The 23,798-nt window shown below is 72.7% G+C and carries 24 protein-coding genes, 1 tRNA gene and 1 pseudogene; 13 read left to right on the forward strand and 13 right to left on the reverse strand.

The window, feature by feature from the left end; all coding sequences use genetic code 11:
* Nucleotides 1–35: 35 nt before the first annotated feature.
* The 3 genes from H505_RS0128510 to H505_RS48145 all read left to right on the forward strand — a co-directional run bounded on the left by H505_RS0128510 (nucleotide 36) and on the right by H505_RS48145 (nucleotide 3,222).
* On the forward strand, nucleotides 36–1,073 hold the full coding sequence (locus H505_RS0128510; protein WP_157433157.1) for a hypothetical protein: 1,038 nt from the start codon (nucleotides 36–38) through the stop codon (nucleotides 1,071–1,073).
* Between the two features lie 119 nt (nucleotides 1,074–1,192).
* Complete coding sequence (locus tag H505_RS0128515) at nucleotides 1,193–2,668, forward strand: DEAD/DEAH box helicase (RefSeq protein WP_026404705.1); 1,476 nt, start codon at nucleotides 1,193–1,195, stop codon at nucleotides 2,666–2,668.
* Between the two features lie 143 nt (nucleotides 2,669–2,811).
* Nucleotides 2,812–3,222, forward strand: a complete 411-nt coding sequence (locus tag H505_RS48145; protein WP_051301270.1) for a hypothetical protein — start codon at nucleotides 2,812–2,814, stop codon at nucleotides 3,220–3,222.
* Nucleotides 3,223–3,255: 33 nt separating this feature from the next.
* Here the strand turns inward: H505_RS48145 and H505_RS44885 are convergent, their stop codons facing one another.
* Nucleotides 3,256–4,116, reverse strand: a complete 861-nt coding sequence (locus tag H505_RS44885) for an acyltransferase (protein WP_084550923.1) — start codon at nucleotides 4,114–4,116, stop codon at nucleotides 3,256–3,258.
* Between the two features lie 153 nt (nucleotides 4,117–4,269).
* Complete coding sequence (locus H505_RS48150; protein WP_051301271.1) at nucleotides 4,270–4,704, reverse strand: hypothetical protein; 435 nt, start codon at nucleotides 4,702–4,704, stop codon at nucleotides 4,270–4,272.
* Between the two features lie 240 nt (nucleotides 4,705–4,944).
* On the opposite strand from H505_RS48150, the gene H505_RS0128535 reads away from it, so the two are divergent.
* Together H505_RS0128535 and H505_RS0128540 are read left to right on the forward strand one after the other, a co-directional pair.
* A complete protein-coding gene (locus tag H505_RS0128535) occupies nucleotides 4,945–5,469 on the forward strand; it encodes a peptidylprolyl isomerase (protein ID WP_026404706.1) in 525 nt (174 codons plus the stop codon).
* A gap of 43 nt (nucleotides 5,470–5,512) precedes the next feature.
* A complete protein-coding gene (locus H505_RS0128540; RefSeq protein WP_026404707.1) occupies nucleotides 5,513–6,409 on the forward strand; it encodes a rhomboid family intramembrane serine protease in 897 nt (298 codons plus the stop codon).
* Between the two features lie 36 nt (nucleotides 6,410–6,445).
* On the opposite strand, the gene H505_RS0128545 is transcribed toward H505_RS0128540, so the two are convergent.
* Nucleotides 6,446–6,703: a cell division protein CrgA gene (locus tag H505_RS0128545; RefSeq protein WP_026404708.1), complete on the reverse strand. Its 258-nt coding sequence runs from the start codon at nucleotides 6,701–6,703 to the stop codon at nucleotides 6,446–6,448.
* 176 nt (nucleotides 6,704–6,879) lie between these two features.
* Between H505_RS0128545 and H505_RS44895 the strand changes: the two genes are divergently transcribed.
* Genes H505_RS44895 through H505_RS0128560 form a run of 3 tightly spaced genes read left to right on the forward strand, consistent with a single transcriptional unit; the run spans nucleotide 6,880 to nucleotide 8,284 of the window.
* Nucleotides 6,880–7,518 (forward strand): class E sortase, encoded by a 639-nt coding sequence (locus H505_RS44895; RefSeq protein WP_034520290.1) that lies wholly within the window; start codon nucleotides 6,880–6,882, stop codon nucleotides 7,516–7,518.
* Between the two features lie 11 nt (nucleotides 7,519–7,529).
* On the forward strand, nucleotides 7,530–7,727 hold the full coding sequence (locus H505_RS44900; protein WP_034520294.1) for a hypothetical protein: 198 nt from the start codon (nucleotides 7,530–7,532) through the stop codon (nucleotides 7,725–7,727).
* On the forward strand, nucleotides 7,724–8,284 hold the full coding sequence (locus tag H505_RS0128560; RefSeq protein ID WP_026404709.1) for an anthranilate synthase component II: 561 nt from the start codon (nucleotides 7,724–7,726) through the stop codon (nucleotides 8,282–8,284). The genes H505_RS44900 and H505_RS0128560 overlap by 4 nt, the downstream gene beginning before the upstream one ends.
* A 123-nt stretch (nucleotides 8,285–8,407) precedes the next feature.
* Here the strand turns inward: H505_RS0128560 and H505_RS0128565 are convergent, their stop codons facing one another.
* Entirely contained in the window at nucleotides 8,408–8,977 is a 570-nt protein-coding gene (locus H505_RS0128565; protein WP_026404710.1) for a TetR/AcrR family transcriptional regulator, read from the reverse strand.
* 61 nt (nucleotides 8,978–9,038) lie between these two features.
* Here H505_RS0128565 and H505_RS44905 point away from each other — a divergent pair, with 61 nt between their 5' ends.
* Together H505_RS44905 and H505_RS0128575 are read left to right on the forward strand one after the other, a co-directional pair.
* Nucleotides 9,039–10,481 carry an MFS transporter gene (locus H505_RS44905; RefSeq protein WP_034520297.1) on the forward strand — a complete coding sequence of 481 codons (1,443 nt, stop codon included), beginning with the start codon at nucleotides 9,039–9,041 and terminating at the stop codon, nucleotides 10,479–10,481.
* A gap of 155 nt (nucleotides 10,482–10,636) precedes the next feature.
* Entirely contained in the window at nucleotides 10,637–12,052 is a 1,416-nt protein-coding gene (locus H505_RS0128575; RefSeq protein ID WP_051301272.1) for an MFS transporter, read from the forward strand.
* On the opposite strand, the gene H505_RS44910 is transcribed toward H505_RS0128575, so the two are convergent.
* Both H505_RS44910 and H505_RS52800 read right to left on the reverse strand, forming a co-directional pair.
* Entirely contained in the window at nucleotides 12,053–12,418 is a 366-nt protein-coding gene (locus tag H505_RS44910; RefSeq protein ID WP_245592651.1) for an SbtR family transcriptional regulator, read from the reverse strand.
* A 51-nt stretch (nucleotides 12,419–12,469) separates the two neighbouring features.
* Nucleotides 12,470–12,571: pseudogene (locus tag H505_RS52800) on the reverse strand (hypothetical protein); the annotation flags it as partial.
* Between H505_RS52800 and H505_RS44915 the strand changes: the two are divergent.
* Together H505_RS44915 and H505_RS0128590 are read left to right on the forward strand one after the other, a co-directional pair.
* The gene (locus H505_RS44915; protein WP_084550931.1) at nucleotides 12,527–13,381 is read left to right on the forward strand and encodes an NmrA family NAD(P)-binding protein; all 855 of its coding nucleotides are present in this window, start codon (nucleotides 12,527–12,529) and stop codon (nucleotides 13,379–13,381) included. The pseudogene H505_RS52800 and the gene H505_RS44915 overlap by 45 nt on opposite strands.
* A 49-nt stretch (nucleotides 13,382–13,430) precedes the next feature.
* A complete protein-coding gene (locus H505_RS0128590) occupies nucleotides 13,431–13,949 on the forward strand; it encodes a pyridoxamine 5'-phosphate oxidase family protein (RefSeq protein WP_026404712.1) in 519 nt (172 codons plus the stop codon).
* A gap of 57 nt (nucleotides 13,950–14,006) precedes the next feature.
* Here the strand turns inward: H505_RS0128590 and pknB are convergent, their stop codons facing one another.
* Genes pknB through H505_RS0128625 form a run of 7 tightly spaced genes read right to left on the reverse strand, consistent with a single transcriptional unit; the run spans nucleotide 14,007 to nucleotide 23,494 of the window.
* On the reverse strand, nucleotides 14,007–15,830 hold the full coding sequence (pknB, locus tag H505_RS0128595; RefSeq protein ID WP_026404713.1) for a Stk1 family PASTA domain-containing Ser/Thr kinase: 1,824 nt from the start codon (nucleotides 15,828–15,830) through the stop codon (nucleotides 14,007–14,009).
* 29 nt (nucleotides 15,831–15,859) lie between these two features.
* Entirely contained in the window at nucleotides 15,860–17,551 is a 1,692-nt protein-coding gene (locus H505_RS51210) for a serine/threonine-protein kinase (RefSeq protein ID WP_026404714.1), read from the reverse strand.
* Complete coding sequence (locus tag H505_RS0128605) at nucleotides 17,548–19,020, reverse strand: penicillin-binding transpeptidase domain-containing protein (protein ID WP_026404715.1); 1,473 nt, start codon at nucleotides 19,018–19,020, stop codon at nucleotides 17,548–17,550. Before H505_RS0128605 ends, H505_RS51210 begins: the two co-directional genes overlap by 4 nt.
* Nucleotides 19,021–19,030: 10 nt before the next feature.
* On the reverse strand, nucleotides 19,031–20,617 hold the full coding sequence (locus H505_RS0128610) for an FtsW/RodA/SpoVE family cell cycle protein (RefSeq protein ID WP_026404716.1): 1,587 nt from the start codon (nucleotides 20,615–20,617) through the stop codon (nucleotides 19,031–19,033).
* Complete coding sequence (locus tag H505_RS0128615; protein ID WP_034520305.1) at nucleotides 20,614–22,224, reverse strand: Stp1/IreP family PP2C-type Ser/Thr phosphatase; 1,611 nt, start codon at nucleotides 22,222–22,224, stop codon at nucleotides 20,614–20,616. The genes H505_RS0128610 and H505_RS0128615 overlap by 4 nt, the downstream gene beginning before the upstream one ends.
* A complete protein-coding gene (locus tag H505_RS0128620) occupies nucleotides 22,221–22,730 on the reverse strand; it encodes an FHA domain-containing protein FhaB/FipA (protein ID WP_026404718.1) in 510 nt (169 codons plus the stop codon). Before H505_RS0128620 ends, H505_RS0128615 begins: the two co-directional genes overlap by 4 nt.
* A gap of 11 nt (nucleotides 22,731–22,741) precedes the next feature.
* Entirely contained in the window at nucleotides 22,742–23,494 is a 753-nt protein-coding gene (locus H505_RS0128625) for an FhaA domain-containing protein (protein WP_026404719.1), read from the reverse strand.
* 128 nt (nucleotides 23,495–23,622) lie between these two features.
* Between H505_RS0128625 and H505_RS0128630 the strand changes: the two genes are divergently transcribed.
* Nucleotides 23,623–23,705 (forward strand) — tRNA-Leu (locus H505_RS0128630).
* Nucleotides 23,706–23,798 lie beyond the last annotated feature (93 nt).

The raw sequence follows: 23,798 nt of genomic DNA on the forward strand, positions 1-23,798 counted from the left end.
GTCACGGCCGGGGCGACGCGCGTGCTCTCAGGTGCATGAGCGAAGCCATGCAGCAAAGGAAGCGGGGACGGCGCCCACGGGCGGCCCTGGCGGTGGCCGCCCTGGGAGCGACGGCGAGCTGGGGCGCTCCGGCCGTCCCCGCCGCCGCCGCGCCGCCGGACACGGGCGCGTACCTGGGGGTGTGGAACTACGACCAGCCGGACCGCCGCACCATGCGGAACATCGCGGAGATCTCCTGCCTCCCCGCGGAACCCGACTGCGACAGTTTCATCCCGGGCGTTCCCGCGGGCGAGCCCGTCCAGATCCCGCAGATCGGCCGGGTCGTCTTCCGGAAGGGCGCCGGGCCGGGGGAGGTCGTGGGCCGCACCGACCGGGGCTGCACCTGGTCGTTCGAGGTCCGGGGCCGCGCACTGGAGCTCGCCCCGCCGGGCCAGCGCTGCACCAACAAGGTGATCGACTCCGACTACACCCTGCTGAGCTGGTCGGTGCGGGTGTCCGGACGGCACGAACGGGAGACGATCAAGGGGATCAGCCACCATGAGGAGGACTACGCCTTCACGCTGGCGAACGGGTCCCGCACCCGGGACGGGGCGGAGCCGTGGCCGAGGGCCGCGCGGCGCTTCGGCGGCCGGTGGACCTACGACCCGGCGGACCCGTCCCGCATGATCAACATGGTCGTCCACCGCGGGCCGGACGGTCCCCGCCGGTCGGAGCGGCGCGGCCAGGTCGACATGGTGGTGCTGCCCGACCGGACGATCGCCGCCCGGACCTCCGACGGATGCCGGTGGACGCTCGCGGCGAGCGGCAACACCGCCGAGCTCGCGCCGCCGGGGCAGACCTGCACGCGCGCCGGGGAGAGCGTCACCCTCGACTTCTGGCAGGTGGCGAGCGACGGGCGGCGGCAGGCGTCGATCATGAAGGGGTCCGTGCGGCGGGACGGCCGCACGTCCGCGTTCCTGCTCAACGTGGGGGCGCTGACCCGCCCCGCGGCGCGGTCGCGTGCGGGTGCTGATCCGGACGGGGAGAATGTTCCGGCCGAGACGGGGCATAAGGAGGGCCTCCGGCGGCGTTAGACTGACCGAATCACTCTTCATCACTTTTTCGGCGCCCCAGCGCCAGGCTCGTCCTTGCAGCCCACGAAATCCACTGCGTGGTGCCTCCCGAGACGTGCCCCCCTCTCGGAAGGTATTGCGTGACCACAGCCACTGCTGCTCAGAACCCGACCGCCGACGCCGCCACCGCGGCCGAGGAGCGGGTTCCCACCTTCGCCGAGCTCGGCCTCCCGGCCGAGCTGGTGAACGCCCTGGCCCGCCAGGGCATCGACGCCCCGTTCCCGATCCAGGCCGCCGCGATCCCCGACGTCATGGCGGGACGGGACGTCCTCGGCCGCGGCAAGACGGGGTCCGGCAAGACCCTCGCGTTCGGCCTGCCGCTGCTCGCCCGCCTGTCCGGCCGCCGCGCCGCCCCGAAGCGCCCGCTCGCGCTGATCCTCGTCCCGACGCGCGAACTCGCCCAGCAGGTCCAGCAGAACCTGGAGCCGCTCGGCCGGTCGCTCGGCCTGAAGTTCAAGACCGTCATCGGCCAGACCTCGATGTTCAAGCAGATCGACGCGCTGCGCCGCGGCGTCGAGGTGCTGGTCGCCACGCCCGGCCGCCTCAAGGACCTCATGCAGCAGGGCGCCTGCGACCTGTCCGACGTCGAGATCGCGGTGCTCGACGAGGCCGACCACATGGCCGACATGGGCTTCCTGCCCGACGTCACCGACATCCTCGACCAGGCCTGCCCCGGCGGGCAGCGGCTGCTGTTCTCCGCGACCCTCGACAAGGACGTCGACGTCCTCGTCCGGCGCTACCTGCAGGACCCGGTCACCCACGCCATCGGCCCCGTCGACGAGCCCGTCGACACGATGGACCACCACCTGCTGCTCGTCGCGCCGAAGGACAAGGGCCTGATCACCGCGGAGATCGCCAACCGCGAGGGCCGGACGATCCTGTTCGCCCGCACCAAGCACGGCGTCGACCGGCTCGCCAAGCAGCTCACCCAGGTGGGCGTCCGCGCGGCGGGCCTGCACGGCGGCAAGAGCCAGGGCCTGCGCACCCGCACGCTCGCCGAGTTCCGCGAGGGCAACATCAGCGTCCTCGTCGCGACCGACGTCGCCGCGCGCGGCATCCACGTCGACGACGTGAGCCTCGTCATGCACGTCGACCCGCCGGCCGACCACAAGGACTACATGCACCGCGCCGGACGGACGGCCCGCGCCGGCGAGCGCGGCACCGTCGTCACGCTCGTCCTGCCGCACCAGGTGCGCTCGACGTCCGCGATGACCCGCCGCGCCGGGATCAACGCGCCGCGCGTCCGGGTCGCCAGCGGCGACGCCGAACTGGTCAAGCTGACCGGGGCGCGCGTCCCGTCCGGCATCCCGATCGAGGAGCCGCTGATCCCGGAGCGGCCGCGCCGCGAGAACGGCGGCGGGCGCGGCCGGCCGGGCGGGCGCCGCGGCTACGGCGGCCGCGGCGCGCGGTCGTCCGGCGGCGAGCGCCGGGGCGGCGGCCCGCGCAGCGGCGGCTCCCCGCACGGCGGTTCCTCGCACGGCGGCGGCCGGCGCGGCGGCTCCTACGGGGGCAAGCGCGGCGGCGGCGGCGACCGGAGCGCGGCCCGCTACAACTGAGCCCGTCCCCAGCATGTGAGACGACCCCGTCCCGGGAAACCGGGGCGGGGTCGTTTCACGTGAAACGCCTCCGTACCGCGAGCGGAACGCCCTGTTCGCGCGGAACGTCGGAATTGGAGCATCCGAACGATCTTGGAGGGTTCATGGCGTTCCCGCACCCCGGACCGCACGCGCCGGGCACCGTGGTGATCCGGTTGCGTCCGTTCACCATGCTCGGCCGCGGGCTCAGGCCGCCCGTACTGGTGGACGCGGGGAACTGGCGGGGGCAGATCGAACCGGGGGACACCCCGCTGCCGCTGCCGCCGGGGGTGTGGCCGGTGCACGTCTGGTGCTCGTACTACGGCATCAAGGTGGGGAAGGCCGAGCTGACCGTCGACACGCGCGCGGGCCACCCCGTCCTGCTGCACTACGCGCCCCCGCACACGATCTACACAAGGGGCGCGCTCGCCTTCGAGCCGGTGGACCGGCCGGGGAAGGGCGCACTGGTGGCGATCTTCGGGCTGTCGTTCGGCGTGGTCGCGCTGCTGGTCCTGCTGGCGGCGCTGCTCGGCTGACCGCCGGTCGGTCCCGTCAGCCGGCCGGTCCCGTCAGCCGGTCTCCTCGTGGGCGTCCGCGGGACGGACGTCGCCGGCTCCGGCGCCGCCCGGACCGCCCGAGCCGTTCGTCCCGTGCGCCGCGTTCTCGGCGCGGAGGCGGTCCTGGAGCAGCTGGAGGCCCTCGAGGCCGTCGACGGAGAGGGCGGCGAGTTCGTCCAGCGACATCAGCGGGCCCGTGCGCAGCGGCGGCTGCCAGCCCTGCTCGGGGTCGTGGCTGCGCAGCACCTTCGCGGGGACGCCGCCGATGACCGAGTGGTCGGGGAACTCGCCGCGGACGACCGCGCCGCCGGCGACGGCGACGTTCCGGCCGAGCCGGGTGCCGGGCAGGATGATCGCGCCGGTGCCGATCCAGCAGCCGTCGCCGATCACCACCGGGTTGTTCTCGGGCCACTGCCGCCCGATCGGCACGTCGAGGTCGCCGTAGGTGTGGTTCTGGTCGGTGATGTACACGTTCGGGCCGGTGAACACGTCGTTGCCGATCTCGATCGACTGGTGCCCGACGATGTGCGTGCCGCGGCCGAGCGAGCAGCTCGACCCGATGGTCACGACGACGTCCGGGCCGAGGTCGAGGCCCGGGACGAACCCGGCGGAGATCGTGACGTGCGTCCCGACGAGGGTGTGGTCGCCGATCGAGATCCACGGTTCGCCGTAGATCGCGCCGACGGGGAAGCCGATGCAGGCGCCCTCGCCGAGGTAGGCGAACCGGCGGGCGCCGTGGGCGTGCGGGGTGATCTCGCCGTGCCGCTGGATCCACTCCCAGGTCCGGTGCACGGCGGTGTGCAGGCCCCGGCGGGCGCGGTCCTTGGCGAGGACGCCCAGGCGCCGCGGCACCGAGCGCGATTCTGCCGACATGCGGTTCACCGTACCGGTTGGTAGCGGCGGACGGGACGCGCGGGACGCGGCGGCGGGGACCGGACGCGGAAGGGCCCGGTCCGTCCGGACCGGGCCCTCTTCCACTGAGCCTTACGCATGCGCACGACCGTCACGGCGGCGGCCGGACGGCGCCTAGTGCGGCGAGTGCACCTGGCCGTCCACGTCGGCGCCGCTGACCGTCATCGAGTCGGCGGAGGTGGCCTCCCCCTCCTCCGAACGGTCCGCCATGTCCTGGCCGGCGCTGCGCCGGGTCATCACCACGCCCGCGGCACCGGCCGCGAGGGCCGTGCCGGCCATGGCCATCACCATGACGGTGGACGGCCGGGTGCGCCGCGGCGGTTCCACCCGGTGGGCCATGTCGTTCATGAACGTGCTCACCCGCGGGGCGAGGCCCGTTTCCACGTAACGGGCGGCCCGCCGCAGCCGGGGCGCGCTCCAGCCGCGCGCGAGCATGACGCGCTCGTTCGCGGCCGGCATGAACCGGTCGGCCGCCATGGTGGCCTGCCGCCGGCACATCGCCGTACCCTGCATGGCCGCCTGCCGGGCACGCTCGTACCCCGTGTACACGCCATCCTGCGGCCTGCGACGGATACTGATCTTTAGGGACACGCTAACCTCCCTGTTTGCGAGGTCCTGTCTGCAGCCTTCCCGTGCATCGGAGGGTAAACACCGTGCGAGTGACCGTCCGACCGCGTAGGGTGACGGTTTCCGGTATGTCGGAGACCGCACGGTTTTGCGGCAGGAACCGGCCGAACTGCACGAACGAGATCCGGACCCGACCGTCCGGACGACCATGAGGAGGCCCGCGTGGCCAACGAGATCTTCGCGACCCTCGACACGACGCTCGGCAAGATCGTCATCCAGCTGTACCCGGACAAGGCGCCGGAGACGGTCGGCAACTTCGTCGACCTCGCCGAGGGCAACAAGGTCTGGACCGACCCGAACACCCGGCAGAAGACCGAGAAGCCCCTCTACAACGGGACGATCTTCCACCGCGTCATCGACGGGTTCATGATCCAGGGCGGCGACCCGCTCGGCAACGGCACCGGCGGCCCCGGCTACGAGTTCGGCGACGAGTTCCACCCGGACCTGAAGTTCGACCGGCCGTACCTGCTGGCCATGGCGAACGCCGGGCCCGGCACGAACGGGTCGCAGTTCTTCATCACCACCAACGTCCAGAACACCCGCCACCTCACCGGCCGGCACACGATCTTCGGCAAGGTCATCGAGGGCACGGACGTCGTCGACGCGATCGTCCAGTCGCCGACCGGCGCGATGGACCGCCCGAAGACCGATGTCGTGATCCGCACGGTGACGATCGAGCGCCGTTAATCGTTGAGACGGTGAGAGCCCGCACCGCGACGCCGGAGTACGGATGAGCACAGAACCCAGTCCCGCGCCCGACACCTCGGTGCCGACCTGCTACCGGCACCCGGGGCGGGAGACGTACGTGCGCTGCACCCGGTGCGACCGCTACATCTGCCCGGACTGCATGCGCGAGGCCGACGTCGGCCACCAGTGCGTGGAGTGCGTCGCCGAGGGCAACCGGGACGCGCACCGGACGGCGCCCCGCACCGCGCTGGGCGCCCGTGTCGCCGCGTCGTCCACCCCGGTGGTGACGTACGCGCTGATCGGCGCCTGCGTCCTGGTGTACCTGTTCGAGCGCGCGTCCCGCGAGGTCGTCTTCGACTACATGATGGTCGGCCTCGGACTGCTGGACGGGCGGCTCGTCGGCGTCGCCGAGGGCGAGTGGTACCGGCTCTTCACCTCGATGTTCCTGCACCAGACCGAGGGATCGTTCGGCATCACCCACATCCTGTTCAACATGTGGGCGCTGTGGGCGATCGGCCCCGCGCTGGAGCAGGTGCTCGGACGGTGGCGCTACCTCGCCCTCTACGTGCTGTCGGGGCTCGGCGGCTCGGTGCTGCTGTACCTGGTGTCGCCCGGCGAGGCGGCGGTGGGCGCGTCCGGCGCCATCTTCGGCCTGTTCGGGGCCTTCTTCGTGATCGGCCGCCGGATGCGCGCCCCCACCGGGCCCATCGTGTTCCTGCTGGTGATCAACCTGATCATCACGTTCTCGGTGCCCGGGATCTCCTGGCAGGGCCACGTCGGCGGGCTGGTCGTGGGCGCCGCGCTCGCGGCCGCGTACGCCTACGCGCCGAAGGCGCGCCGACTCGCCGTCCACGTCGCGGCGCCCGTCCTCACGCTGGTGCTGCTGGGCGTGCTGGTGGCGGTCAAGACGGCGGACCTGTCCGCGCAGTACGGGCTGTAGGAGCCGTGGGGCGGCCCAGGGGAGCGATCCCCTGGGCTACCTCCACTTCGTGGACAGGATGACGCCGAGGATGATGGCGGTGAATCCGATGCCGAGGTTCCAGTTGTGCAGATCGGTCATGAACGGCACCTCGGTGCCGGTGCTCGCCGTGACGTAGAAGACCGCGATCCAGATCAGGCCCACCAGCCACAGCGTGACCATCGTGGGCACCAGCCAGCGCGGGCTGACCTCGGGCGCCTTGGACTTCTGCGGCGGGGTGTAGACCGCCTTCTTGCGCACTTTCGACTTGGCCACGGTGGTCGATCTCCTCGGGCGTCCGGCGGCCGGGGCGCCGGACCGCACTTGGGTGTTTTGTCGGTTAGCGTATCCGCTGGGGCGCGGCGTACCGGCCCCCGCATGAGGCATCATCCCAGTTTTCACGCTACCGGCGGGAGACCCGGCGTCGAGCCGTTCGAGAAGGGGGACGCGCGGTGCGGACGCTGATCCGTGGACTGGGCGAACTGTGCATCACCGCCGGACTGATCCTGATGCTGTTCGTGACGTACGAACTGTGGGGAACCGGCCAGTACACGCGGGACCAGCAGAACCGCCTCACCGACCAGCTCCTCGAACGGTGGAAGGCCCCCGACGTCACCACCGAGCAGGTCGAGCTCGGCTCCGGCATCGCGATGCTGCGCGTCCCCGAGTTCGGGGACGACTACGGCTTCGTCGTCGTCGAGGGCGTCGAGCGCGACGACCTGCGCAAGGGCCCCGGCCACTACCCGGGCAGCGCCATGCCCGGCGAGGTCGGCAACTTCGTCGTGTCCGGCCACCGCACGACGTACTCCGCGCCGTTCAACGACCTCGGCGAACTCGAGCGCGGCGACGAGATCCTCGTCGACACGCGCGAGAAGCAGTACGTCTACAAGGTCACCGGGCGCGACATCGTCGAACCGACGGCCGTCGAGGTCACCGCGCCGGTCCCGTACCATCCGGGCGAGAAGCCCGGCGAGCGGCTCATCACCCTCACCACCTGCCACCCGAAGTACTCCGACGCCGAACGCATGATCGTCTTCGGTGAGCTGACCGCCGCGAAGCCGCGCGTCCCGTCCGCCGCGGCCGCCGAGTAGGAGGGGTTCCCGTGTACGCGTGGATCTGGCGCCGGCTGCCCGGCGCGTGGCGCACCAAGCTCGCGGTCGCGGCCGCCGCCGTCCTCGCGCTCGTCCTGGTGCTGTGGTACGTCGTGTTCCCGTGGGTGGAGCCGAAGGTCCAGTTCGACCACGGCGTCGTCACCGGGACGCCGTCGCCCTCGTCCTCCGGGGAGCCGGGGCTGCCGTGAGCCCGCGGGTCCTCGTCGTGGACAACCACGACAGCTTCGTCTACAACATCGTCCAGTACCTGCGGGAACTGGGCGCCGACTGCCGCGTCGCGTCCCGCGCGGACGTCGCGGTCGGCGACGCCGCCGGCGCGGACGGCGTCCTGCTGAGCCCCGGTCCCGGGCGCCCCGCGGACGCGGGCGTCTGCGCCGCGCTCGTCCGGTCGGGGGCGCCCGTGCTCGGCGTGTGCCTCGGCCACCAGGTCATCGCGCACGCGTACGGCGCCGCGGTGTCCCGGGCGCCCGAGGTCGTCCACGGGTACACGAGCCTGATCCGGCACGACGGCCGCGGCGTCTTCGCGGGCCTGCCGAACCCGTTCCCCGCGACCCGGTACCACTCGCTCGCCGTCGAGGCCGCGACCGTCCCGGACGTCCTGGAGATCACCGCGCGCACCCCGGACGGCGTCGTCATGGGCCTCCGGCACCGCGCGGCGCCCGTCGAGGGCGTCCAGTTCCACCCGGAGTCGGTGCTGTCGGTCGGCGGGCGGACGCTGCTGCGGAACTGGCTGGACACCCTCTGACCAGGGCATTCCCGACTCGCAGAAAATTCTGGTTGAAATCCGTAACGTTCGGACGTCCGGGGGCGAAGACCATATCGAGGGCTTCCGCCATTGCCCCCGAGTGGCGGAAGCCCTCTTCGCGTGTCACCGCCCCCGCGCCAGGACGGCCACCGCCTCGGCCACCCGCTCGGCGGACGGCATCGACTCCGGCGCCAGCAGCGCCTGCTGCGCGAACCCGACGACCATCGCGTGGACGAGCGACCCGAGCGCCACCGCCGTGGCGTCGTCCACCTCGCCGCTCTCCACCCCGAGCACCATCGCCGCCAGTTCCCGGCGGCCCCGCTCCACGGCCTCCAGCAGCGGCGCCCGCACCTCCTCGCTGAACTGGGCCTCGGTGTACGCCTGCGTGCTCGCGACCAGCAGGTCCCGCTGCCGGGGGATCGCCGCGAACAACTCGTCCAGGAACGTCCGCAGCCGCTCCGCCGGGCTCGCCTCGCCCGCCGCCCGCACCGCCGCCTCGATCGTGTCGCCCCACGCGTCGCTGGCCTGGAGCACCGCCACGGCCATCAGCCGGTCCTTCGAGCCGAAGTGGTACCCGATCGACGCCAGGTGCGCGCCCGACGCGCTCGCGATGTCCCGCGCGGTCGTCCGGCTGTAGCCCTTCTCGGCGAGGCAGATCCGCGCGCCCGCCAGCAAGTCCTCACGCTGTCCCATGCCGATCATTGTACGTACGTACGTTTTGACACCGTGATTTGTACGTACGTACGATCACGCCATGCGCGTCGCCGTCCTCCTGCTGCCCGCACTGCTCGTCTCGATGGACCTGTCGATCCTGTTCGTCGCCGCCCCGGCCATCTCCGCCGCGCTCACCCCGACCGGCACCGAATGGCTGTGGATGATGGACGTCTACGGCTTCGTCATGGCCGGACTGCTGATCACCATGGGCTCCCTCGGCGACCGCATCGGCCGCCGCCGGCTCCTCCTCGCCGGCTCCGCCCTCTTCGGCGCCGCGTCCGCGCTCCTCGCCCTCGCCACCGAACCCTGGACGTTCGTCCTGGCCCGGGCCCTCCTCGGCATCGGCGGCGCCACCCTCGCCCCGTCCACCCTCTCCCTCCTCCGCGCCCTGTACCCCGACGAGCGCCGCCGCCGCGCGGCCGTCGGCGCCTGGACCGTCGCGTTCACCGGCGGCTCCGTCGCGGGCCCCATCGTCGGCGGGCTGCTGCTCGAGCACTTCTGGTGGGGCTCGATCTTCCTCGTCAACGTCCCCGTGATGCTGCTCCTCCTGGCCGCCGCCCCGCTCCTCCTGGAGGAGTCCCGCGACCCCGACGGCGCCGGGTTCGACCTGCCCGGCGCCGTCCTCGCGCTCACCGCCGTCCTCGGCCTCGTCGTCGCGCTCAAGCGCGCCACCGGCCACGGCGCCGACGCCGCCGCCGGCGCGGCGGCGCTGGCCGGGCTCGCCCTCGGGGCCGCGTTCGTCCTGCGCCAGCGCCGCGCCGCGCACCCCCTCCTCGACCTCGCCCTGTTCCGGGCGCCCGCCTTCGGCGCCGCCGTCACCGCGAACACCGCGGTGTCCTGGGCCGCCGCGGGCATGGGCGCCCTGGCGTTCACGTTCATGCAGACCGTCCACGGGCTCACCGCCCTCGAAGCCGCGCTGCACGCCCTCCCGACCTTCGCCGGGACGGCCGCCGGCGCGGCCCTCGCGAGCACGATCGCCGACCGCGCCCGTCCCGCTTCGCTCGTCACCGCCGGGATGCTCCTCGCCGCACTCGGATTCGGGAGCATCGCGCTCCTCGACCCGGGCACCCCCGTGTGGGCGTTCGTCGGCGGCTACACCGTCCTGGCCTTCGGCGTCGGCGTCTGCGGCACCATCGCGAACACGCTGATCCTCTCCACCGCCCCGCCCGAACGCGCCGGAGCCGCCGCCGGCGTCTCCGAGACCGGCACCGAACTCGGCGCCGCGCTCGGCATCGCCGTCCTCGGCACCGCCACGGCCACCGTGTACACGGCCCGGATGGAGGAGCACGCGCCCCCCGGCACGCCCGACGCCGCCACCGAGACGATCGCCGGCGCCTTCGCCGTCCTCGACGACGCCGCACTCCTGGACACGGCCGCCGCGGCCTACACCGACGGCGTCACCGCGGCCGCCGCGGTCAGCGCCGCCGCCCTCCTCCTGACCGCCGCCCTCGCCGCCCGCGCCCTCCGCCACGAGCCCCGCTGACCCCACGAACACCCGCGATCGGGCGCGCGGACGGGCCTTCGCGCCCGCTCGCCCCTTCCACCGGGGGTTGAGGGTCGGTGGGGTATTCGGGCCGGTCGGTGGTGCCTTCGAGCCATGGAAGTCTCCGGGGTCGCTTCAACGTGACGATGGAATCCATGGATGTCGAAGAGAGGGAACGCGCGGTGCCCGCGCGGCGGTGGTGGACGCTCGGGGTGGTGAGCGCCGCGCAGTTGCTGGTGGTCCTGGACGGGACGATCGTGAACATCGCGCTCCCGTCGGCGCAGGCGGCGCTCGGGATGTCGGACGGGAACCGGCAGTGGGCGGTCACCGCGTACGCGCTGGCGTTCGGGGGGCTGCTGCTGATCGGCGGACGGATCAGCGGGGTGCTCGGGCACCGGCGGGCGTTCGTGATCGGGCTCGCCGGGTTCGCGGCGGCGTCGGCGGTGGGCGGCGCGGCCACGGGCCCGGCGATGCTGTTCGGGGCGCGGGCGGCGCAGGGGGCGTGCGCCGCGCTGCTGGCGCCGGCGGCGCTGTCGCTGCTGGCGACGACGTTCGCGGGGGCCGGGCGGGGCCGGGCGTTCGGGGTGTTCGCGGCGGTCGGCGCGGCGGGCTCGGCGGTCGGGCTGATCGCGGGCGGGCTGCTGACCGAGTACGTCGGCTGGCGGTGGTGCCTGTACGTCAACGTGCCCGTGGCGGTCCTCGCGGTGTGCGGGGCGGCGCTGGTGCCGGCGGACCGTCCGGTGGCCCGGGGGCGGCTGGACGCGGCGGGCGCGCTGCTCAGCCTCGCGGGGTTCGCCGCGGTGGTGTACGCGTTCGACCGGGCCGAGCCGTTCGGGTGGGGGTCGTCGGAGGTGCTCGCGCCGCTGGCGGGCGGGGTGCTGCTGCTGGCGGCGTTCGTCGCGGTCGAGGTGCGCGCGCCCGAGCCGCTGCTGCCGATGCGGGTGCTCGTCCACCGGGTGCGGGCGGGCGCGTTCCTGGCGATCACCCTGATGTTCGTGGCGGTGTTCGGGTTCTACCTGTTCATGAGCTACTACGCGCAGGGCGTGCTCGGCTACTCGCCCGTCGAGACCGGGCTGACGCTGATCATCAACGCGCTGGCGGCGCTGGCCGGGTCGATGCTGGTCGCGGGGAGGCTGCACGGGCGGGTCGCGCCGGGGGCGCTGATCGTGCCGGGCCTGCTGGCGGCGGCGGCCGGGATGCTCCTGCTGACGGGCCTGACGGCGGGCACCTCGGATGTCTTCGTCCGGTACCTGGTGCCGTCGATGGTCCTGACCGGGCTGGGGCTCGGCTGCGTCATCACGCCGACCGCCGCGCTGGCGACCGAGGGGATGCGGGGGCACGACGTCGGGGCCGCGTCGGCGGCGTACAACGCGGCCCAGCAGCTGGGGGCCGCGCTGGGGACGGCGCTGCTGAACACGCTGGCGGCGAGCGCCGGGGCGGCGTACCGCGCCGCGCACCGGGACGCCGTGCCGGACGCGGCGGTGGTGCACGGCTACACGACGGCGCTGGCCGTCGCGGGGGGTGTGCTGCTGGTCGCGGCGTGCCTGAGCGTGCCGCTCGTCCGGCGCTGATCAGGGGCGGAGGCCGGCGAGGCCGAAGTCGAGGAGGCGTGCGGCCTGGGCGGGGGTGCTCTGCTCGCCCGCCCAGGCCGCCGCCGTCACGAGCGCGAACACGTCCTCGGCGGTGACGTCCGGACGGACGGCGCCGGACGCGCGGGCCCGCGCGACGAGCTCGTCGCCTGCGGCGAGGACGGCCTTGCAGGCGGCGTGCAGCTCGGACGTCTCGTCCTCGACGGCTTCCATGAGGGACGCGCCGAGCCCCCGGTAGCTGGCCGCGTGGTCCATGGCCGCGCGCGCCCAGGCGGCGAGGCCCTCGAAGGGCGGGGCGGCGAGCTGGTCGGCGCCGGTGGCGGCGAGGGCCCGCATCCGGTCGCCCATGAGCGCCTCCAGGAGCGCCCGGCGGTTGGGGAAGTGGCCGTAGAGGGTGCCGTTGGCGACCCCCGCCCGGCGGGCGATCTCCTCCAGGGAAAAGTCGGACCCGTGCTGGTGATCGGGGCCACCGGACGGCAGGGCGGTGCCGCCGCGCGGCACCTGCTGGCCGACGGCCGGGCGGTGCGCGTGCTGGTGCGCGATCCCGCCTCGGCCGCCGCCCGCGCGCTGGCCGCGGCGGGCGCCGAACCGGTCCGGGGCGACCTGGACGACCCGGCGAGCCTCGCGGCGGCGATGGCGGGCGCGCACGGCGCGTTCGTCGTCACGCCGGACGACCGGGACGGCGGGCGCGAGATCCGGCGGGGCCGCGCGGCGGTGGACGCGGCCGCCGAGGCGGGCGTGTCCCACCTGGTGTTCGCGTCCGTGGGCGGCGCCGAGCGGAGCACCGGCATCTCCTCCTGGGAGAGCAAGTGGGCCATCGAGCGGCACATCGCCGAGGTCGGGACGCCCGCGACCGTCCTGCGGCCCGTGCGGTTCATGGAGAACCACACGATCCCCGGGCTGCCGGTCGGCGGCATCACCCCCGGCGGCGTCCTGCGCCACCTGTTCGACCCGGACGTGCCCGTGCAGCTCATCGCCGTGACCGACATCGGCGCCTTCGCCGCCCTCGCGTTCGCCGACCCGGACGAGTACGCCGGCCGGGCCCTCGAACTGGCGGGCGACGAGCTGACGGCCGCGGAGACCGTGGAGCTGATCGGCGAGCGGCTCGGACGCGCGATCACCTACGAGCAGGTCGCGGACGTGGAGAAGGAGTTGGGCCCGGACGCCGTGAAGGCGTTCTCCGCCCAGCGCGGCATCTGGCGGGCGGACATCGCCGACCTGCGGCGGCGCCGCCCCGCCCTGCTGGACTTCCCGGCCTGGCTGGACGGCGGCGGCGCCGAGGCCGTCGCGGCCGTCCTCGACCCCGTGTAGCGCGGAAAGGCTGACGCAGGCTGTCAGGTTTCCAGGGAAGCATGAAGGCATGCGCGAAACGCAAGAAGAACTCGACGGGCTGCAAGCGCTGCTCGACTCCTCGCTCTCCCGCTCCACCTCGCACCTCCGCTCGATCGTCGCCGAGCGGACGATGTCCGCGGAGCGGCTCACGCGGGTGCTCACCGGGATGTGCACGCTCGCGCTGTCCACCGTGACCGCGAAGGGCGAACCGCGGATCAGCGCGGTGGACGGGCATTTCCTGCACGGCCGGTGGCACTTCGGGACGGCGCGGGACGCCGCGAAGGCCCGCCACCTCCGGGATCGTCCGGCGGCCAGCGCGGCGCACATGCGCGGTGAGGACCTCGGCGTGTTCACGCACGGCACCGTGGAAATCCTCAACCCGCTGGGCGAGGAGCCCCCGGCGGACTGGCCCTACCTCCTGGCGTACTTCAAGGAGACGTACGGCGACGACGCCTTCGACTGGGAGAACGAGGTCGTCTACTACCGGCTGCACCCGCACTGGATGACCGTCTACGCGCCCGACCCCGCCAAGCTCACCGAAGGGTGACCGGACGCGGACGCGGCCGCGGGGGCGAACCCCGCGGCCGCGTCCGGTCGCCGTGCGTCAGTCCTGGCCCGGCGGGAAGCCCGGGATGCTCGGGCCGCCCGGGGTGGGCTGCGAGGGAGTCGGGTCCGGCTCCTTCGCGATGAAGATCGTGACCGTGTCGCCGGGGGCCACGGTCGCGTTCGCGCCGGGCGACTGCTGGTAGACGAACCCGACCGAGACGGGCTTGTCCGGCGGCGCCACGCCCTCCTGGACCTCGACCTTCAACCCCAGCTCCTCGAGCTTGGCCTCGGCGGCGCGCTTGCTGCTGTTGAACAGGTCCGGCATCTTGATCGTGCTCGGGCCGTTCGACACGTACACCGTGACGTCCGACTTCACCGGCGCCTGCGCGCCGGCGGCCGGGTCGGTGCGGATGACGTTGCCGCGCGGCACGTCGTCGCTGTTGGCGACCCGCCGCTCGGGGTCGAGCTGGAGGTCCTTGAGCGCGCTCTCCGCCGCCGACGCCGGCTGCCCGGCCAGGTCGGGGATCGTGACCTGCTTCGGCGGCTCCTTGCCGTCGGAGATGACGAGGTTGACCGTGGAGCCCTCCTCGACCTGCGTGCCGGGCTTCGGGTCCGTCGCCATGACGGCGCCCTTGTCGACGTCGTCGCTGAACTCCTTGGTCGTCTCGCCGACCTTCAGGTTCGCCTTGGTGAGAGCGGCCTGGGCGTCCTCGGCGGACATCCCGACGATGCTCTGCGGCACCGCGACCTGGACCGGCTCCTCCTCGCCGCCACCGCTCATGAACCAGCCGATGAGGGCCGCGCCGCCGATGAACACGACGGCGAGCGCCGCCCACAGGGCGACCTTCTTGCCGGTGCCGCCCCGCTCGCCCCGGTCGTCGTCGTAGTGGACGGGCGGGAGGTACGGGTCGCCGTACCCGTCGTCCACCGGCCGCTGCATCTGGGTGTGCGGCGGACCGGGCGGGTAGGCGCCCATCACCTGGGTGCCCTGCGGCGGCTGCGCCCCCATCATCATGGTGGACGCCGCCGTCGACGCGACGGGCTGGCCCTGCAGGACCCGCTGGAGCTCCTGCCGGAACTCCGTCGCGTTCTGGTACCGGTTGTCCGCCTCCTTCGCCATCGCCTTCAGGACGATCGCGTCGGCCCACTGCGGGATCTGCGGGTCGATCTGGGACGGCGGGACGGGCTCCTCCCGCACGTGCTGGTAGGCGATCGCGACCGGGGAGTCGCCGGTGAACGGCGGCCGTCCGGTCAGCAGCTCGTACAGCACGCAGCCGGTGGAGTAGATGTCGCTGCGGGTGTCGACGCGCTCGCCGCGGGCCTGCTCGGGCGACAGGTACTGGGCGGTGCCGATCACCTGGGCGGTCTGCGTCATGGTGGCCGCGGAGTCGGCCATCGCGCGGGCGATGCCGAAGTCCATGACCTTGACCTCGTGGCTGCGGGTCAGCATCACGTTGGCCGGCTTGATGTCGCGGTGCACGATCCCGCCGCGGTGGCTGTAGTCCAGCGCGCGAAGGATCCCGTCGGTCACTTCGAGGGCCTTCTCCGGCACGAGCGCCGTGTTCTCCCGCAGGAGGTCGCGCAGGGTGCTTCCGTCCACGTACTCCATGACGATGTACGGGATCGGGGTGTCGCCGATGACGTCCTCGCCCGTGTCGTACACGGCGATGACCGAGGGGTGGTTCAGGGACGCGGCGGACTGCGCCTCGCGCCGGAACCGGGCCTGGAACGTGGGGTCGCGCGCCAGGTCGGACCGGAGGGTCTTCACGGCGACGGTGCGGTCGAGACGCAGGTCCCGGGCACGGTAGACCTCGGCCATACCGCCACGCCCGATCACCGAATCGAGTTCGTAGCGGCCGCCGAGCAGCCGAGGTTGACTCATATGTGCACTTTCCCTCGTACGTCTACACCTTAGTTCCCCGAACCTAGCCCGCCGCTCTGGGTGGCGGAGGGATCTGGGGTCGGAGTTGACGGACTCGTGGTGACGTCCGTCGGCGACGGTGTCGGCTCGGTGTCGGTGGGAGTCGCACCGGGCGTCGTGGTGGTCGGCTTGCTGGTCGGCTTGCTGGTCGGTGACGCGCCGCCCGCGCCCGGGGTCGACCGGGACGGCGCAGGCGTCGTCGGACGGATCCTATGCGTCTCGTGTCGGTTCGTGACAGTGGGCACGGGTCTGCGGTCCTCGGTCGTCGGCTGGGGGGTCGTCGGCGTCGGGACGGCGGACGGTTCGACCCCGTCCTCGCCGGCCGGGACGAACGTCGACGTCTCGGACGGGGAGCGCCCGTCCCCGGCGGAGTCGGCGCCGCGGCCGATCCAGAACGTGCCGAGCACGACGGCGCCGACGAGGAGCACGGCGGCGATCGAGCTGAACGCCAGTGCCGTGCGACGCTGCCCGGGCACTGTCCCGTCGGAGAGGTTATCTGGACCACCGCGAGGGTCAAATCCCGACATAGGTGCCGTATGGCGCTTCGGGGTCGCGGTCGGGCGCCCGCGTGCGGGGCCTCCGCGCCGCGCACGGGCCGGTCCGCGCGCGCGGGAGCCGCGCCGCTTCCCGCCCGTCCGGGACGCCCTGCGCCCGCCGGACGCCACGGGGGTCTCGGGCTTCTCGCGGTTCCCGGGCGCCGCGGACGCGGCGGACGTCCGGGCGGCCGGGGCCGTGCCGAACACGCTGGTGGCGCCGTCGGGGCGGGGAGCACCGGCCGCCCCCGCCGTCCTGGTCGCCCCGGTCGTCCCGGGCGTCGCGGGGGCGCCCGGCATTCCGGGCAGGTCGGTGCGGAGGGTCCGCCCGGTGCTGAGCGACGCCCGGATCCGCAGCGCCCGGTCCGCGACCGCCGTCGCGCTCGGCGGCCGCTCCTCCGGGTGCTTCGCCAGCATCTCCATGATGAGCGCGCGCGCCGGCTCCGGGACGCGCGCGGGCAGCGGCCGGGGCGCGTCCCGGACGTGCTTCAGCGCGACCTCGACCGGCGTGGCGCCGTCGAACGGCGGCGCCCCCACCAGGCACTCGTACGCCACCACGCCCAGCGAGTACAGGTCGGCGGCCGGGGTCAGCTCGCCCGCCGACGCCTGCTCCGGCGAGATGTAGTGCGCGGTGCCCATGACCATGCCGGTCTGCGTCTGCGACGCCTCCGCGAGCCGCCGCGCGATCCCGAAGTCGGTCAGCTTCAGCTCCCCGCGCGGGGAGACCATCAGGTTCGCCGGCTTCACGTCGCGGTGCACGATGTCCGCGTCGTGCGCCGCCGCGAGCGCCCGTCCCCCCTGCACCAGCAGGTCGAGGACGGCCTCCAGCGGGAGCCCGCCGTCCCGGGCGAGGATCTCGTCGAGCGGCTCGCCCTGCACCAGCTCCATCACCAGGTACGTGCGGCCGTGCTGGTGGCCGAAGTCGAACGCCTGCGCGATCCCGTCGTGCCGCAGCGCCGCGGCGAACCGCCCCTCGGCCTCGAACCGCCAGCGGGCCCGCGCGTCGTCGTCCAGCTCGACGCGCAGCAGCTTCACCGCGACGTCCCGGCCGAGCTGCTCGTCCCGGGCGCGCCAGACCTCGCCCATCCCGCCGGTCGCCAGCCGCTCCAGCAGCCGGTACCGGTCGTTCAGGACGAGGCCCGCGCTCACTGCTTCAGCACCTGCGCCATGATCTGCGCGGCGATCGGCCCGGCGGCGGTGCCGCCGGAGCCGGCGCCCTCGGTCATGACGGCGAACGCGTACTTCGGGTCCTCCATGGGGCTGAACCCGACGAACCAGCGGGCGTTGGGGAAGGGGGTCTGCTCGGCGGTACCGGTCTTACCGGCGATGTTGCGGCCCTGCAGGTTCGTCGCGGTGCCCTCGGTGACGACGCCGCGCATCCAGTCCTGCAGCTCCTTCGCGTCGTCCTCCGACATCGCCTTCTTGTACTCCTGCGGGTCGGCGCTGTAGACCTCGCTCTGGTCCTGCGCGCGGCCCTTCTCCACCAGGTACGGCTTCATGATGACGCCGTCGTTGGCGACCGCGGCCGCGACCATCGCCATCTGCAGCGGCGTGGACCGCACGTTCTCCTGCCCGATGCCGGAGCGGGCCGTCGCGTCCTGCCCGGTCTTGATGACGTTGCCCTCGGCGTCGGTGACCTCCACCGGGACCGAGCTCTCGGCGGCGAAGAAGTTCGGCTCGACCTCGACCCGGTCGCCGAACCCGAACTTCTCGCTGCCGTCGTGCAGCTTCTGGATGGTGAGCTCCATCGCCATCCGGCCGAACGAGCTGTTGCAGGACTCGACGAACGCGGCCCGCAGCGGCGCGCGGCCGCCGCAGGCGCCGTGCTCGTGGGAGTCCGGCAGCGGGATGTTCGATTCAGGCAGGATCAGGTCGCTCGTGTCGACGGGGGTGTTCCTGTCCATCCCGTCCGCCAGGCCCAGCGCCGCCATCAGGACCTTGAACGACGAACCGGGCGGGAACGTCTGGCTGATCGCGTTGTCGACCAGCGGCCGCTGGACGCCCTCGCCCTTCGCGAGCTGCTCCAGCCGCTTCGCGCCCTCGTCCGAGCGCGGGTCGTTCGCCACCTCGTTCGGGTCGAACGACGGGAACGACGCCGCCACCTTGATCGCGCCCGTCTCCACGTCCATGACGACCGCGCCGCCGCGGCGGCCCGGCGCCGTCGCCCGCTTCAGCTGCTCGTAGGCGGTGCGCTGCGCCCGCGGGTCGATCGACAGCTCCAGGTCGGCGCCCTCGGCCTCCTTGCCGATGAACGTGTCGAACCAGCGCTGGTTGGTGATCCTGCTGTCGTCGCCGGACAGCAGCGCCGAGTACGCGTTCTCCACCCCCGTGGCGCCGCCGCGGAAGTAGCCGGTGACCGGCGCGAAGATGGCCCCGTCCTTGTAGACGCGGCCGTACTCCTCCTCGTCGATCTCCTTGGACGACACCAGCACCTCGCCGCCCGCGCTGATCTGCCCGCGCGGCGTCTTGAAGATGTCGGAGTACAGGCGCGGGTTGTTCGCGTCGGTGCGCAGATCCTCGGCCTGGCTGCCCTGCATGTAGTTGACCTGCGCCATCAGGCCGAAGATCAGCAGCAACGCGAAGATCGCCACGCGCCGGATCGGCTTGTCCATGTTCATGGGAGGCGGATCACCTCGTGCTCACGATCTGGGTCATGCCCTCGTCCTGGATCGCCTGCGGGGCGGGCTTGCGGGCGTCATGGCTCATCCGTACCAGGATCGCGATCAGGATCCAGTTCGCCATCAGCGACGAACCGCCCTGCGACAGGAACGGCGTCGTCAGACCCGTCAGCGGGATCAGCTTCGTGACACCCCCGACGATGACGAACACCTGGAGCGCGAGGACGAACGACACGCCGCCCGCGAACATCTTCAGGTACGGGTCCCGCGCCGCGACGGCCGTCTTCATGCCGCGCTGCACGATCAACCCGTAGATGAGCAGGATCGCCATCAGCCCCGTCAGGCCCAGCTCCTCGCCGAGCGAGTCGATGATGAAGTCGCTGAACGACAGCGGCGTCCGCCACGGCTCGCCCTGGCCGAGGCCCGTGCCGAGCACGCCGCCCTCGCCGAGCGCGAACAGGCCCATCATCAGCTGCCGGCTGTCGGCGTAGGCGCCGCCCAGCTCGCCGCAGGCGGCGAAGCCCGGCGAGACGGCGCCCTCGGTCTTGAACTTCTGGTAGATCTCGGTGTTCGGGTTGACCGGGACGACCTCGCCGCTGTCCAGCATGCAGCCGCCGTCGAAGTACGGCTGCGGGTTCTGCCAGATGCTGATGCGCTGGTCGACGTGGCCCATGAACGGCAGCTGCATCGCGACGAACACGCCGACCACCAGCAGCCCGACACCGATCACGATCCACGAGAACCGCTGCGTCGCGATGTACAGCATCGACACGAACAGGCCGAAGTACAGCAGCGCGGTGCCGAGGTCCTTCTGCAGGAACAGGACGCCCAGGCAGAAGAACCAGATCACCATGACCGGCCCGAGGTCGCGGGCGCGGGGCAGGCTGAACGGGCCGATCTTCTTGCCGATCAGCGACATCGCCTGCCGCTTGTTCACCAGGTAGCCCGCGAAGAACGCCACCAGCATCAGCTTCGCGAACTCGCCCGGCTGGACCGACATCGGCCCGACCTTGATCCACACCCGGGCGCCGTTGAGCTCCATGCCCAGGCCCGGCATGATCGGCAGAAGCAGCAGGATGATCGCGCCGAGGCCGATCAGGTACGTGTAGCGCTGCGCCGTCTTCGGCGTGAACGACAGCGGGGCGTCCGACTTCTGCGTGTCCCGCATGATGAGGATCGCCGCGACGAACATCGCGATCCCGACGAACGTCCACATCAGCTGGCCGGGCGCGTCCGCCTCGTCCTTCAGCACCTCGCCGCCGGCCCGCGCCGCGGCCTTCCAGTCGGCGCTGGTCTCCAGGTCGAGCCGGTAGATCATCGCGAGGCCGAGGCCGTTCAGCGCCACCGCCAGCGGCAGCAGCAGCGGGTCGGCGTACGGCGCGAACTTCATCTGCACGAAGTACGCCGCGACCGCCAGCACCGCGAGCCCGCCGCCGTACCCGAACAGCCCCGCCGGGATGCTGCCGTCCCGCGCGAGGCCGACCTCCGCGAACGCCGACAGCGTCAGGACCATCGCGAAGACGAGCAGCACCAGGGACGCGGCGTTCCGCCGCTGGTACGGCAGCCGCGCCCTGATCTGCTCCCCGAGCGAACTCACCTGGGCGTCCCCCCATCGGACGGACAGCCCTCGATGTTCGAGTCGCCCGCCTTGCAGGCGTCCCGGTTGTCGCCCAGCTCCTGGAGCTTCGCCTGCGCCTCCTGCCGGCCGGCGAACACCAGCTTGTTCTCGGTCACCGCCGCGGCGTCCTCCATGGGGAGCTCGCTCACCCGGATCTCACTGCCGGTGATCTTCGTCTGCTCGCAGTTCTGCTGGCCGGCGCCCTTCACGATGACGACGCTGCCCTTCTCCGCGGTCACCACGTACTTGCAGACGCTCTGCTGGAGCTTCTCCAGGGCCGCCGGGCCCTCCACGGTGTAGGTCTCCTCCACCTGCTGGCGCTGCGCCTGCGGCAGGTCCTCCAGCAGGATCGGCGGGTTCGGCTGCTCTTTCGCGGCGGCCTTGCGCGACAGGTCGAGCCCCGGCACGTCCTGCGGCGTGCCCCGGAACAGGACGACCCGTCCGTTCTCGGCGCCGATGTAGTAGCCGCTCTTCACGTTCTGCAGCAGCACGAAGCCGCCGGCGCCGATCCCGAGGACCACGACGCCCGCGACCACCAGCAGCCACGCCCACTTGCGGACGCCGCCGCCCTTCCGCTCCTTCGCCGGAGCGGGCTGCGGCATCCCGCCCGGGGGCGGCATCTGGTCGGGCCGGTGGTCGGGCAGGGGCTCGCCGGCCGGCTCGGCCGCCGCCATCGGCGGCGGCATCTCGTCCACCGCCACCGGCGGCTGCGGCCGCGTGTCGCGGAGCTGCGCGGCCCGCCCCGCGGGCGTGTCCGCGGGCCCCGCCGGCATCGTCGTCCCCGGGCCGCCGGGCGGCTCCGGCGGCGACGCGGTCGCCGCCGCCCCGACCGCCTGCCCGGGCCCGCCCGTCGGGGGCTGCCGGTCCAGGTCGACGACGTCCGCCACCACGCACGTGATGTTGTCCGGGCCGCCGCCCCGGTTCGCGAGGTCGATGAGCTGCCGGACGGCCTGCTCCGGCTCGTCCACGTCCGTCAGGACCTGGAAGATGGTCTCCGCGGTCACGACGCCCGACAGGCCGTCCGAGCACAGCAGGTACCGGTCGCCGACCTGCGCCTCGCGCAGCGACAGGTCCGGGTCGACCTCGCCGCGCCCGTCCAGCGCGCGCAGCAGCAGCGACCGCTGCGGGTGCGACGCGGCCTCGTCCGGGCTGATGCGCCCCTCGTCCACCAGGGACTGGACGAGCGTGTGGTCGTGCGTGATCTGGAACAGGCTGCCGTCGCGCAGCAGGTAGGCCCGCGAGTCGCCGATGTGGACGAGCGCCACCTGGTCGCCCGCCCACAGCATCGCCGTCAGCGTCGTGCCCATGCCCTGCAGCGCGGGATCGGATTCCACGATCCGGTGCAGGTTGTCGTTCGCGGCTTTGACCGTGTGCTCGAGCGCCGCCAGCAGCTCGTTCGCCGGCAGGTCCTTGTCGAGCCGGCGCAGCGCCTCGATGGCCGCGGCGCTGGCGATCTCCCCGCCGACGTGCCCGCCCATCCCGTCGGCCACGGCGAGCAGGTGCGCGCCCGCGTACGCCGAGTCCTCGTTGCCCTCGCGCAGCATGCCGACGTCGGAGCGCGCGGCGTAGCGGATTCCCAGAGTCATTTGCGCAGCTCGATCACGGTCTTGCCGATACGGACCGGAACGCCCGGCGGCACCGGCATGGGCCGGCTCACCTTCGTGCGTCCGAGGTAAGTCCCATTGGTCGAACCGAGATCTTCCACGATCCACTGACCGTCCTGGGCGTAAATCCGTGCATGTCGGCTCGAAGCGTAGTCGTCGGTCACGACCAGTGTGGAGTCATTCGCCCGGCCGATGGTGATGGGCACCCCGGTGAGGTCGATGACGGTGCCCGCCCGTTCGCCCTGCACGACGACGAGCTTCGTCGGCGCGCCCTGCTGGGCGCCGCCGGGCGCCGGCGGCGGCTGCGGTGCGCGCGGCGGGCGCGCCGCCGCCTTCTGCGGTCGCGGCGCCGACGCGCGCGAGGCCGCGCGTGTCGCGGCCTTCGAGCCGAACAGGTCGGCCCTGATCACACCGACGGCCGCGATGACGAAGAGCCAGAGCACCGCGAGGAACGCCAGCTTGATCAGCGTGAGGGTGAATGGGGACATCGGAGTCGGGGTTACTCCCTATCGCGGCGGAACACGAGTGTGGTCCGGCCCATCGTGACCCGGGACCCGTCGACCAGCGTCACCCGCCGGATCGGCTGGCCGTTCACGAAAGAGCCGTTGGTCGACCCTAGATCCACGAGCACGATTTCGGGACCTTCTACGCGGATCTCGGCATGGTGCCGTGATACGCCCGGATCGACAAGGCGCAGATCGCAGTCGGTGCCACGGCCGAGCAGGGTCACGGGCGTGTTGATCTCGTACGTCCGCTGGGTGGCGTCGGCGCCCTCCACCGCCGTCGTCACCAGCAGCCGCGGGTGCCCGCCGAAGGCCCCGCCGCCGCTCTGCGGCATATTGCTCGCCGAAGGGCGGATCTCCCCGCCCTCGACGGTCGAGCCCCTGATCACGCCCGACCTGATCCGGAACATGCCCGTGGCCAGATCGTCAGTGTTCTCGAACCGGACGCGCACCGGACCCACGAAGGAGTACCCCTGTTCCTTCGCGTACTCCCGGGCCAGGTTCGCCAGCTCCTGGCTCAGACTGTCCGCGTAGACCTGCAGCCGCTGCCCGTCCTGCTGAGAGATATCGACGACGAAGTCGTTCGGAACCAGCGTGCGGCCCTGTGCCACGATCGCCGCCCGATCGTCCATCTCGCGCTGCACAGCACTGGCCACCTCGACCGGCTGCAGCTCAGACTTGAAGGCACGGGCGAAGGCCCCTTCGACCATGCCCTCGAGCCGTCGCTCGAAGCGCTGAATGACGCCCACGGGCACCTCCCTTCCCCACTGGTAGACGATCGTATCGGTGCAAAGGTTCGTTCGAAGTATCGAGTTGCCGGACCACTGCTCCGTACGTGCTAGCCTTTTCGAGCACCCGGAGACGGGACGACACTCGCGGGCGAGTGGCGGAACGGCAGACGCGCACGGTTCAGGTCCGTGTGTCCGAGAGGATGTGAGGGTTCAAATCCCTCCTCGCCCACTCGAAGACTGGAAGCAGTGTGGTCGGAGCCTTGCGGCTCCTTCCCCACTGCTTCTCGTCATTTTACCCGGGGGGCGACCCCCGGACCCCCGA

It is taken from the genome of Actinomadura rifamycini DSM 43936 (assembly GCF_000425065.1).
GTDB classification, from domain to species: Bacteria; Actinomycetota; Actinomycetes; order Streptosporangiales; family Streptosporangiaceae; genus Spirillospora; species Spirillospora rifamycini.